The organism is Streptomyces sp. NPDC048337 (assembly GCF_043201175.1).
Classification (GTDB): domain Bacteria; phylum Actinomycetota; class Actinomycetes; order Streptomycetales; family Streptomycetaceae; genus Streptomyces.
The window spans coordinates 42103-54863 of sequence record NZ_JBICYR010000003.1 but is presented as its reverse complement, the minus strand read 5'-3'; the positions used below and the strand labels follow the sequence as shown (position 1 = coordinate 54863).

5 protein-coding genes are annotated in these 12761 nt (G+C 73.3%); 4 read left to right on the top strand and 1 reads right to left on the bottom strand.

Going from position 1 to position 12761, the window contains the following annotated elements; all coding sequences use genetic code 11:
* The first annotated feature begins 2 nt into the window (after positions 1–2).
* The 4 genes from ACGFYU_RS05980 to ACGFYU_RS05965 are packed head-to-tail and all read left to right on the top strand — an operon-like array spanning position 3 to position 11580.
* Positions 3–1193 carry a Kelch repeat-containing protein gene (locus ACGFYU_RS05980; protein WP_393826039.1) on the top strand — a complete coding sequence of 397 codons (1191 nt, stop codon included), beginning with the start codon at positions 3–5 and terminating at the stop codon, positions 1191–1193.
* Entirely contained in the window at positions 1190–4450 is a 3261-nt protein-coding gene (locus ACGFYU_RS05975; RefSeq protein ID WP_393826038.1) for a hypothetical protein, read from the top strand. Before ACGFYU_RS05980 ends, ACGFYU_RS05975 begins: the two co-directional genes overlap by 4 nt.
* Positions 4443–9701, top strand: a complete 5259-nt coding sequence (locus ACGFYU_RS05970; protein WP_393826037.1) for a hypothetical protein — start codon at positions 4443–4445, stop codon at positions 9699–9701. Before ACGFYU_RS05975 ends, ACGFYU_RS05970 begins: the two co-directional genes overlap by 8 nt.
* Positions 9694–11580 carry a hypothetical protein gene (locus ACGFYU_RS05965; RefSeq protein WP_393826036.1) on the top strand — a complete coding sequence of 629 codons (1887 nt, stop codon included), beginning with the start codon at positions 9694–9696 and terminating at the stop codon, positions 11578–11580. The genes ACGFYU_RS05970 and ACGFYU_RS05965 overlap by 8 nt, the downstream gene beginning before the upstream one ends.
* 189 nt (positions 11581–11769) lie before the next feature.
* On the opposite strand, the gene ACGFYU_RS05960 is transcribed toward ACGFYU_RS05965, so the two are convergent.
* Entirely contained in the window at positions 11770–12066 is a 297-nt protein-coding gene (locus ACGFYU_RS05960) for a hypothetical protein (RefSeq protein WP_393826035.1), read from the bottom strand.
* Positions 12067–12761: the final 695 nt, after the last annotated feature.

Here is a 12761-nt window from a genome sequence, read left to right as displayed (position 1 = left end):
CCATGACCATCACCACCCCCACGGCCGCCACCGGGCAGTGGACGGCCCAGGGCGACCTGCCCGAGGCGGCCTGCTGGTACGGGCAATACGACACCGCCGTGGCGCTGGGCAACGAGAAGAAGCAGGTCCTCGTCGTCGCAGGGGCCGACGGCCGGTCCACAGCCCTCGCCAAGGCCTGGCTCTTCACCCCGGGCGCCACCCCGTCGACCGCCGGGACCTGGGGTTCCGCCGGGCAGGTCCCCGGCGGCGCCCGCCGCCTGCACACCGCCACCCTGCTCGCCAACGGCGACGTGCTCGTCACCGGCGGCACCGCCGCGCCCGGTCTGTCCCCGGCCCTCAAGTCGACCGCCGTGTACCACCCCAAGACCAACACCTGGACTCCGGGCAAGGACCTGAACGAGGCCCGTTGGGGCCACGCCGCCGTCCGGACGGCCGACAACAAGGTGCTGGTCTGCGGCGGTTACACGGTCCGCTCCGGTGACTCGGCCAGGGCTCTGGCCTCGGCCGAGGTCTACACCCCGGACGACGGCGGCTGGGCCCCGCTCAAGCCGATGAGCGACGCCCGCGGCGGACACACCGCCCTGGCCTTCCCGGACGGCCGGGTCCTGGTCTGCGGCGGCACCGCACCCATCGCCCCCGGCCGGGAGGCCGCCCTCGCCTTCTGCGAGCTGTACAACCCCTCCAGCCCGGCCTGGACCCCGACCGGGAGCCTCACCCGGCCGCGCAGCCTCCACCAGGCGCTGCGCCTGTCCGCGACCACCGCCCTGGTGATCGGCGGCAGCCTGCCCGGGGTGCCCGGCGACGGCACCTATGACCCGTACGCCGTGATCGACGCCGAACTGTACGACCTGGGCACCCAGAAGTGGACCCCCGGCAAACCGGTGCGCGGTGGACGCGGCCGGCACCGTGCGGTGCCCCTGGGCCCGGACCGGGTCCTGGTGATCGGCGGCACCGGCGACGCCGAGGGCGCGGCCGGCTACCAGAGCGTGCTGATCTACAACACCGCCGACGACAGCTGGGCCCCCGCCGCCGGACCGGCCGCCGGCCGCTGGGCCTTCGCCGCCGCGGCGCTGTCCGGCACCGAGGTCCTGATCACGGGCGGAACCGTACGCTCAGGCCTGGCCGCCGCCGATCCGCGGGCCGACGACCTCACCCGCGGCACCGAACTCTTCCGCACCGGAGACGGCTCGTGACGCCCAACGCGTACTCCTTCCTGCCCTGGCTGCGCACCGGCCTGACCACCAGGATCGGGCAGGACGGCTTCACGGCGGACGGGCCCCGCCCGAGGATCCCGGTCACCTTGCGTCTGACCGGGCAGGGCCCCGACCGCCCGGTGTCGGCGCGCACGGTGACCCAGCAGGTGCAGCTCTACGGCCCCGGGGACGTGGTGGGCGTGGACCCGCGGGCGGTCTCCCGCACCGAACCGCAGCCCTCGGTCACCAACGCCGAGCCCAACTTCCTCGCCCACATCGAGTTCTACGAGGAGGACTTCCCCTGGGCCTACAGCCCCGCCGTGCCGGACGACACGGGCCGACTGCGCCCGTGGCTCGCCCTGATCGTGCTGGCCGCTGCCGCCGATCCGCAGAACGAGGCCGGCGGCGAGTTCCGCGAAGGGGGGCCTCCGGAGGGGCCGTTGCCGTACGTCGTGGTGACGGACGTGCGCGCGCTGCCGCCGGCCGATCAGCTCGGCGCCTGGGCACACGTCCACGTCAACGGAGACCTCGGGGGGAACGGGAGCGTGCTCACCGAGGTGATGGACGGTCCCCTGGACACCCTCGGGCACCTGCTGCGGACCAGCCCCGACGACGCCTGTTCGCGACTGATCTGCCCGCGCAGGCTCAAGCCCCTGACCACCTACCACGCCTTCCTGGTACCGGCCTTTGAATCCGGGCGGCGGGCCGGGCTCGGCCTCGGCCTCGGCCAGGACGGAGTCGGCGCCACCGATCCGAGCTGGGGGCCGGGCAGGGCGGACCCCCGGATGCCCTACTACCACCGCTGGTCCTTCCACACCGGTACGGCGGGCGACTTCGAGTACCTGGTGCGGCTCCTGGAGCCGGCCGAGGCCGACCCCGCAGTGGGCCGCCGTGACATCGACGTCCACGAGAGCTCCGGCCCTGCCCTGCCCGAGATCAATTTTCCGCCGTCGATCGGCGGGGTGCTCAAGCTCGGGGGAGCGCTGAAGGCCGTACGCCCGAACGACGACTGGGACAACTGGGACAGCCGGTTCACCGCGGACGAGGGGCACCGCCCGCCCGCCGGGCACTACCCGCACGAGTTCCAGGAGGCCTTGGCCGCCCTGGTCAACCTCGCCGACGACTACCCGACGCGCACGCCCGCCGAGGCGCACGCCCGACTGGCAGCCGCCGTCGGCCCGGCCGCGGTGGAGCTGGCCGACGGGGTGGACCCGGTGATCACGCCGCCGCTGTACGGGCGATGGCCGGCCCGTACCTCACGGCTGCTGAGGGCCGCGGACGGCAGCCGGCTCCCGAACGACAAGAACTGGGTGCACCGGCTCAACCTCGACCCGCGCTTCCGGATCGCCGCGAACTTCGGCACCCAGGTCGTACAGGCCCGGCAGGAGGAGTTCATGGCCGCCGCCTGGGCGCAGGTCGGCGACCTGGTGGACGTCAACCACCGTATTCGCGCGGCCCAGTTGGCCTGCGAGGTCGGGCTCCGGCTCCAGGATCGGCACCTGGGGCCGCCGCCCCCGCCACCCGGCGGCGGACCCGCGGGCCTGCGGGTGGTGCGGGCGACGGCCCGCCCAGTGGGCCGGGCGCTGGCCCTCACCGCACCCGCCCACCCCCGCGTCACCGTCCCGCTGGCCCGCCCGGCCGCCGCCGTCGCCGGGCCGGAGGGTGGGGCCGAGCAGGTCACGGCCGGTTTCAAGGTGGCCACCAGCCGGATCGCCGCCGCCCCGGTCTCGGCGGCCATGCGCCGGATCACCCGGCCCGGCTCCCGGCTGATGCGGACCCTGGACTTCCCCGAGAGCCACCCGCCCGAGGCGCTGCTGCCGCGGATGGACACCGAACCGCTGCTGGTCACCGCGGCCCCCGAGAAGACCGTCCCGGCCTCGGTGGTGACCCCGGTCCAGGTGGACCGCGTCATCCGGCCGCAGCCGCTGCCCGACCCGGTGAAGTCCCTGCCGGTGAGCCCCGGTTTCGTCCTGCGCCGCCCCGACGGCACCGTCCCCGTACCACCGGCCGCCTCCGCAACCGAAGAACCTGCCGATCCCGTCGACAGCGAACAGGCCCGGCGGTTCAAGCTGGGCCTGACCGACCTGTACGAGGGCTGGGGCACGGCCACCGCCTCCGCGCGCACCCCGGTGCCCGACCCGCTCGACGTGCCGGGCACCGCCGAACGGGTCCTCGGCGGACTCGACGCGGCCACCACCGTGCCGCACGCCCTCCTCAACACGGTACGGCTCGACGCTCCCCAACTCGCCCCGTTCGTCGAGCGGTTCCTGGAGGTCATGGCATACCCCGTGATCGACCTGCCGATGTACGAGGCACTGCTGGGCCTGTCGGTCGAATCCTTCGTGCCCCACCTCGACCGGATCCCGGTGAACACGGTCACCCTGCTCGACACGGACCAGGAGTTCATCGAGGCCTTCATGGTGGGCCTCAACCACGAGATGGCCCGGGAACTGCTGTGGCGGGAGCATCCGACCGACCAACGGGGCACGCCTTTCCGGCAGTTCTGGGACCCGCGGGCGGCGACCTCCGTTCCGGAGGAGAGCGCGGCCGCCCGCCGGGAGCGGCTGTACGACATCCCGCCGATCCACCGGTGGACGCCGCAGAGCGAGCTCGGCGCGCACGACCACCGGCAGCCGGACCCGGCCCGCAAACGGGACGAGCTGGTTCTGGTGATCCGAGGCGAACTGCTCAAGAAGTACCCGAACACCGCGGTCTACGCGCACCGGGCCCGCTGGAACCCCAGCAACGAGCATCCCGACCCGAAACGGGAGCGGACCCCGGTGACCCTGCGGGACCCGAACCGCCCCGGGCCCAACGAGATCCTGCTGCCGCTCTACGAGGCCCGGATCGAACCGGACATCACCCTGCTCGGCTTCAACCTCACGGCGGAGGAGGCGAAGGGCGACGCCAAGGACCCCGGCTGGTTCTTCGTACTCCAGGAACGCCCGGGTGAGCCCCGGTTCGGCGCCGACGACGGACGGCCCGTCCAGGTGGAGGTGTGGAACGACCTCACCTGGGAGGACCTGGACCCGGGCGGCCGGCGCGGGTTCATCGCCCTGGACGGCGCCACCCCCGTCGTCGAGCTCCAGGACCTCTCCGACATCAGGGCGGACGAGGAGAAGATCGACCAGCACGGCGAGGACACCGCGCTGCGGTCGTGGAACGCCCGGCTGGACTCCGCCGACGTCGCCTACATGCTGTTCCAGGCCCCGGTCCTGATGGCCGTCCACGCACAGGAGATGCTGCCCCGTGGCTGAGCTCGCCCGCACCCACCCGGTCCTGCTGGGCCCCGTCCGGCTGGAGACCCGGTTCACCAGCACCGAACTGCTGGTGCGGATCTTCCCCGACGAGTGGTCGGTGGACAGCCTCCAGCCGCTGCCGACCCGGGCCGAGCTCGGCGCCGTGACCGCCTACTGGACCGCCGTCTGGCGGGCGGCCGGCGACGCCGAGCGGGAGCGGGCCGCCTGGCAGGAGCTGACGGGGCGGGTGGCGCAGGGCCGGGCCGCCGATCTGATCCGTACCCATGCGCCCGCCAACCCCGCCGACCGGCCGTCGGGGCTCGCGGCGGGCACCACCGTCCTGGTGGTCACCAGCGACCGCGCCCTGCCCGCCGAGGACCGGCAGCCCACCGTGGCGTACTGGACCGCCGTCTGGCGGGCGCACGGCGACCGCGTGCTGCTCCGTGCCGCCGATGCCGCCCTGCTGGCCGCGGTCGGACCCGGTCGCGCGGCCGCCGTCCGGGCACGCCCGCCCGCCGGGCTGGAGGGCCCCCGGCTGACCGCGCAGGACGCGGTCGCGGTGGCCTTCCTGGTGGTGCCGCGGCCGCCCGACTCGGAGGTCGCCCCGCAGTCCTGGACCCGGCCGGCCGAGGCCGTCCTGCTGCCCGACCGGTTCGAGGTGTTCGGCTACCGCGACGGCCGGCTGGTCTGCCGGGCCACCGGCGCCCCGGTCACCGGCCCCCTCGCCCTCGGCCCGGACCCGGCGACCCGGCGCGATGAGCAGCTGAAAGTGGACGAGGAAACCGGCGCCCTCCGGGTACCGCCCGCCCTCGCCTGGCTGACCGACTTCGATGCGGCGGTCGCCGCCGGGATGGCCGTCCGCATCCCGCTGGACGCCACTCTCCGCCACGGGCTGCACCGGCTGGTGGTCCTCGGCCTGCGCACCGGGGCCACGGCCGAGAAGTCCGCCGAGCAGCTGGCCGAGCTGATCGGCCACCAGGTCCGCAGCCCCGCCGGGTTCGCGCTGCTTCCCCAGGGCACCCCCACCAACAACAGCGAACAGGCCCCGGCAGGGCCGGACCCCCGCCGGGAGGCGGAGGCCGTGCGCCGGACGGCCCACGGCTTCACCGCCGCCGCGGCGCCCGGCGACCGGACGGCGAAGACCGACGGCCAATGGCTCGCCGAACTCCTCGGCATCGAACCCGCCACCCTGGCCGGGGTCCCGCACGCCGACCACACCGACCTGCGCGAGGCCCGCGCCGCCAACACCGCTCTGTGGCCCACCACTTGGGGCAACCAGCTGCGCACCACCCTCCATCCGCTGCTGTCCGAGGAGGCGGTGGAGCGGACCCGCGACTTCTTCCTGCGCAACGTCTCCGGCCGCGGCCCGCTGCCCGTGGTACGGATCGGCCGACAGCCGTACGGCATCCTGGTCACCACCGCCTTCGGACAGCTGACCTGGCCCGCCGCGGACACCCACCGGGCCGGGCTGCACCAGGTGCTCACCGAGGCGGCCGTGGACTGGGAGAAGGCCACCGCGAAGGTGGCGCGGCTCGGCACCGCCGACCGCGACACCCACCGCCAGCTGCTGGACATCCTCGCCCTCCACCCCTCCTCGGCCGAGTTCCACCAGCGGTACGCCCAGTCCGTCGACGACCTGTTCAACCGGGAGAACCTCGGCGGCCAGGGCCACCTCGTCGTCTCCGCCCTGGAACGACTGCACATGGCCGAACCGGTCCGGGCCCTGCTCACCCGGCTCGGGGCCGCGGGCACCGACCCGGACCTGGTCGGCCGGCTCTTCGTGGACGGCCAGCAACCGCTGCTCGGCCCGCTGGTCGACGACCGGCCGCCGTCGGAGACGCGGCCGGTCCGCCCGTACACCACCGCCCCCGCGCGGAACTACCTCCAGTGGCTCGCCGAGCACGCCGGTGCCGACCTGGAAGCCGTCCGGCAGGAGACCGGTTTCGAGGACGACGCCCGCCCGGCCGCCCTGCTGTACCTGCTGCTGCGGCACGCCGTCCTGCTGGCCTGGGTGGAGACCGGCCGACGGCTCGCCCTCGCGAAGGGCCTGCCGACGCCCTCGCCCGCCGACCCGCCGTTCGTCCACATCGCCGACGACCCGGCCCACCCGCAGGTGCGGTTGCCCAGCGAGAGCCGGTACCGCCAGCTCTACGCCCCCGCACCGGACATCACGGGCAACGACGACCCCCTCCACCTCTTCATCCCCCGAGCCCTGGCCGCCGGGCACCCCGCCACAGCCGAACTGGGCGAGGTCATCGAGGCGTTGAAACTGCTCGCACCGCTGCCCACCGCCCGGCTGGAGCGCCTCCTCACTGAGCACCTGGACTGCGCCACCTACCGGTTGGACGCCTGGCGGCTCGGACTTGCCACCGAGAGGCTCATGGAGCTGAGGTACGGGCCGGACGGCACCGGCGCCCCGCGCCGCGGCCTGCACCTGGGGGCGTACGGCTGGCTGGAGGACGTCGCCCCGCGCACCGAACCCCTGGACGAGGTACAGGTGCCGGAGGAGCTCCGGCCGGTGTTCGGTGCCGCCCTGCCGCACGATCCGCGCAACGGAGGCTGGGTCCACGCCCCCTCCCCGGCGCAGGCCACGACCGCCGCAGTGCTGCGCGCCGGCTACCTCGCCAACGGCCACCGGGAAGGCACCGGCGCCTTCGCCATCGACCTCGGCTCCCGGCGGGTCCGCACGGCCCTTGCCCTGCTGGACGGGCTGCGCCAGGGCCAGTCGCCCGGCGCGATGCTCGGCCGGATCTTCGAACGCGGACTGCACGAAGGCCACCCCCGCGTGGAACTCGACCGGTTCATCCCCCTGCTGCGCGGCGCCTTCCCGCTGCGCGCCGGACGTCTCTCTCCCGGGTCCGCGTCCCCCGACGAGGTCCGGCTGGTGGAGGCCCGGACCGTGGTGGACGGTCTGGAACTGGTCCGCCGGGCCACGCGGGACGGCCAGGTCCACTACCCGTACGGCGCCGTAGGCCTGCCCCAGGACGTCACCGACCCCCAGAAGGCCGCCATGGACGCGGAGCTGCGGAACCTCCTCGACATCCACGACGCGCTGGCCGACCTGGCCGTGGCCGAAAGCACCCACCAGACGCTCCTCGGCAACCCCGAACGCGCCGCCGCCACCCTCGACGCGTACGCGAAGGAGGGTTTTCCGCCGGAGCCGGAGGTGGTCCGGACCCCGCGCAGCGGCACCACCCTCACCCACCGACTGGCCCTCCACCTCAGCCCCGGCCTCGGCCCGGACCACGGCGCCGGCGCGGCCGCCCGCAACAGCCCGCGGGCGCGCGCCGAACCCGCCGTCAACGACTGGCTCACCGGTCTGCTCCCGGACCCGCAGGAGGTGGCGGTCGTGGTCACCTGGACGGACCCGGTCTCCGGGGAGCCGCGCGAACGCGTGATCACCCAGGCTGACCTGGGCCTCCAGGCGATCGAACTCCTGTGGGCGGTCCGGCCGGCGGGCGAGGCCGCGATGACCGACCTCGACGACCGGATCGTCCGCGAGCTCGTCGGCTCGGTCACCCGGCCCCGCCCGGACGCCCTGCCGGTCATCCACTACACCCGCCGGGTCCCGGAGAAGATCAGCTTCTTCGAACTGTCCCCGCTGATCGGCGCGTTGCGTACCCTGCTGACCACCTCCCGTCCGCTGCGCGCCACCGACCTGGTGCCCGGCGCCGGCGTCACCCCCGTGGACTGCACCGCCGACGAGGCCGTGCTCCTGCGCCGGGAGCGCCCCGCCAAGGTGCTCGAATCCCTCACGGCGCTCCAGACCAGCGCCGAGCACTTCCGGGACGAACTCGAACCGCTCGTCCCGCCCGGGGTTCCGACACCGTCCGCCCGAGCCGAACTGCTCCGCCACATCGACGAGTTCCTGGGCGAGTACGCCGATCTTGCCGCTGCCTCCGGCCGGTTCGGGCTGCTCCGCAGCGGCTGGGCCGAACTCGCCGTATGGCGACGCGCGGTGTTCACCGACGTGCTCGCGGCCACCGCCCGGACCGCGGCCCGGATGGGCCGGGCCCTCAACGAGGCGGACATCCTCCTGGCACAGTACGACCAGCTTCCGGCCGGCGCCCCGGACGCGGAGCGCTACCGCCTGCTCCTGCAGGCCGAACGCCTCCTGACCACCACGCCGGCCGACCCACCCCCGGACCCGCCCGCCCTCTACCGTGCCCAGCTGTACTCCCGTCGCCGGGAGTTCGCCGACCGGCAGGCCGCCCTCGCCGGGGTACGGGGCACCGTACGCACCACGCTGTCCGGCCTGCTCTTCGAGGTGTCCGCGCTGCTCCCGCTCGACGCCTTCGACCACGAGGGGCTCGACCTCACCCCGTACGGCGACCGGGTGGTGACCCAAACCCGCGAACTGCTCACCCGAACCAAGGACTTGCTGGACGACATCGGCGAGCGCATCGGCCGGGCCGAGGACGGACTCCGGGCGTACGACGCCGCGGTCACCGGACCCGACCGGGTCCGCGCCGGGCTGGACGCCCTCAAGGCCCTGCTCGGCGAGGACGTGCTCGCCGTACCCGAGTTCACCCCGTCCCAGGCACTCGCCGAGGACTGGCGGGCCGCCCTCCGGGACAGCGACGCGCTGATCGCCCATCTGCGCACCGACCCGCCCGCACCCCGCAGCTTCCCCGTCGAGGACTGGCTGCACGGCATGGCCCGGATCCGCGACAAGCCCCGGCTGTGGGAGAAGACGGTGGTCCTGGCGGACGCGCTGAACGGCTACGGCCGCCTCACCGTCACCCGGGAGGAACCCCGGCTGATCCCCGTCCAGCTGCCCCACCGCCGCGACGACCACTGGCTCGCCATGGACTTCCCCAGGGATCCGCGGCGGCGCCGGCCGCTCGACGAGGACCGCGTCCTGTACACCGCGCACTACGCGGCCCGGACCGCGCAGCCGCTGCCCGGTGCCGCCCCCGGGGCCTGCGGACTCCTCCTCGACGAATGGACCGAGGTGGTCCCGACCGGTCGGGAGACCACGGGGATCGCGGTCCACTACGACGGCCCGGACTCGGAGCCCCCACAGGCCATGCTGCTCGTCGCACCGCCCCGTACGGACGGCGACTGGACCACCGAGGACCTGCTCGCCGCGATCACGGGCACCTTCGACCTGGCCCGCGCCCGCGCCGTGGAGCCCGCGCACGTGGAGGACACCGCGTACGCCCAGCTGCTGCCCGCCACGGTCATGTCCGCGACCCGCAAGCCGATCACCGTCAGCACGGACCTGGCGCTCGGCAACCTCCGCTGGAAGGCGACGGCCCATGACTGAACCGGCCCGGATCGAGTTCCCGCTCGCCCTGGACGAGCGGCACGAACCCACCGTGGGCGTGTGGAACCGGCTGGAGGGACGGCCCCGCACCGCCGACTTCGCCGCCGCCCTGCGCGCGGAGATCCGCGATCCGCTGTGGCTGCTCACCCGGCAGTGGCAGCTCGGCGAGTTCCGCGGCTCGGACGCCGGCTCACCGGTGACAGCCACCTACTCGGTGGCCGCTGCCCCGCCCACCCGCTACCGTCCGCCGACGGGCCCGGTGGAACCGCTGGCCGACGACCGCCCGTTGGAATCGGTGGCCGAACGCCGACCGCTGCCCTTCCGGTTCGGCACGGACCCGGTCTCCTTCGACCTGCGCCTGGCGATGGGCCACCGCTGGCTGAAACTGATCCGCGGCCTGCGACTGGCCGCCGCGGAGGACTTCCGCGGACAGTACGTCACCCGCTACCCGGTCACCCTGCCCGACCCCGAAGACCCCGCTGACACCGCACGGGTGGCCCACCCGGAGGTGTGGGCCACCCTCCAGGCCGCCGCGGGCCGCCAGATGGACGGCTACCTGCTCTACCGGTACCTCAAGGACGCACCCGCCCACCGGGCCTCGGACGGCATCGTCAACGCCGCGCACATCCACTACCCGGAACTGGACGCGTTCGGAAGGGAGTTCACCGCCTGGTTCGACACGCTGATCGACCAGCCGGCCGGCGCCCCGGCCTGGGATCCCGCACGCCTCGAACACCGCTTCAGCGTCGCCGCCGCGACCCCGGACGGCGAACGGGTCCTGACCGCACCCGAGTACCCCGGCGGCGAACTGGACTGGCACGCCTTCTCGGTGGACGACCACGGCCGGCTCGGCGGCACCGCGCCCGCCCCCGCCCCCGTCCACCGCACGGTGTTCCCCACCCCGGTCCGCTTCTCCGGGATGCCCCTGCCCCGCTGGTGGGCGGTGGAGGACGGGCGCACCAACTTCGCGGCGGTACGCCCGGACAGCACCGACCTGGCCCGGCTGATCTTCTTGGAGTTCGCCCTCGTCTACAGCAACGACTGGTACCAGCTGCCGTGCGACCTGCCGTCGGGCACCCTGGCGTCGGTCCGAGGGCTGAGCGTGACCGACGTGTTCGGCACGAAACTGTGGATCACCCCGGCCCCTATGGACACCGGGGACGAGAGCCGACGCTGGACGATGTTCAGCCTGGACCCGGTGGAGGTTCCCGACGTTCCGGCCGGAGGGCAGCCACCGTCGCCACCCCCCGTCCACCGACAGGCCCTCCTACTCCCACCCGGCGCGCCCACCGTCGCGGAGGGGCCGGTGCTGGAGGAGGTACTACTGGTCCGCGACGAACAGGCCAACCTGGTCTGGGGGTTGGAGCAGACGGTCCGCACGGCGACCGGCGAGCCGCGCCGGGGCAGCGAGATGTCCGCCGAGAGCACGGCCCACCGGCTCCGCCTCCACCACCCGCCGCAGCCCGACGGCCCGCCGCGCGCCCCGGTGGCGTACCGGGCGATGAACTCCGTCCCCGAGCACTGGATCCCCTTCATCGCGGTCCACACCGGCGAGAACCACCGCTCTGTACGGCTCCAGCGGGCGGCCATGCCACACGCCGTCGACCGCGCGCCCGTCCGGCCGCGGACGGAACTGCTGCGCGAGGGCCTGGACGTACCCGCCCAGAGCCGCACGCGGTCCTACTACGTGAACGAGGAGGAGGTCCCACAGGCGGGTTCGCGCCTCACAGTGGCCTTCAACCGGACCCGCGGCCAGGACGGCCGCGTGACCGTCTGGCTGAGCGCCCGCCGCAACGCCGGCCGCGGCGAAGCCTCCAGCGGCCTGGCCTTCGACCACCTGATCCCAAGCCCGAAGCCGACCCCGCCACCCCCGTCCTAGGGCGTGTGTCGAGTCGCGCTCATCATCCGGTCCGGGTGAGGTGTTTGATCCAGTTCATCGAGGCGCGCAGGTGGAGGAGTCGATGTGGGCGTTTGAGCAGTAGCCGGCGTCGGCGAGCACCACCTCGGGGTCTTGACGCCGGCCGCGGCTCGTGGGAAGCCCGGCTACGCCCTCCAGCCTCCTTGAGAATCAGGTGCCGGAGTTGTCGACGAGCCCCACGATGTCGAGGTATTCGATTTTGGGCGGCACGCCATAAATCCCCGTCACCTTGTCGACGAGCTCATCCGTGAAGAAGGCACGGCCTTTCTCGTCGTCATCCCATACGTAGAAGTTCCTTGCCTGAGTGCTGTCTTCGTCGAGCATGAAGCTCTTGAAGCGAAGGCCGGCCATGCCTTCGAACGGTCCTCGGAGTTCGCCGGCAATCTTTGCGACAGTTGCGCGATCGAACTTGTCGGTCTGCGTGAAAGTCACGAGCACGCCGATCATCAGGCTTCCTATCGATTGGATGAGCAAAGGTCGATCGAGTGATGCTAGCGGCGGATCCTAGTATAGGCGGCCGGAAAATTTGGTCATTAGGCCGCGAGTCGGAGGTACGGCTCGCGGTCGGCGAAGAATTCTGCCCTCGTTCCGAGGCCTGATCCGGTAGATCATCTTGCGTGACGCGAGTACGACGGACGGACCAAGAGCGGGAGACCATCAGGCCGTACCTGCCGATTGGCGAGTATGTGCCCCGTACCCCGATCGGCTGCGCCAGCAGCGGCGGGAGACCCACAGGAGTTCGGCGCCTGGCCGACCGTCTCCAATCGCGCACTCGCACTGCTCTTGGCGGCTGGTGCGGTCGGTCCGGCCGCGGAGGCGGCTCAAAGCGCGGTCTAACGCGTGAGCGCGCCGAGCGGACTGTTTGGCGGATACGGCAGTGCAGGGACTCGCTGCACCTCGTCGGCAAGGACAGGGGCAAGTGCCAGAAGGGGCGCCCCGGGCATCCATAGGCCAAGGTCAATGTCGGCGCGAGCATCTTCAGCACGCTCGGCCGGCCCATCCCGAGTGACACCTCGACGCCGATCACCTTCAACTCGGCCGACTTCGACACGGACGCGCCCTGGCTCCGCAGCTCCAGGCGGACTGGATTGCGCCCCCACCGTAGCCACCCCGTGTGACGGGCTGCCGGTCCGTCTGGCAGC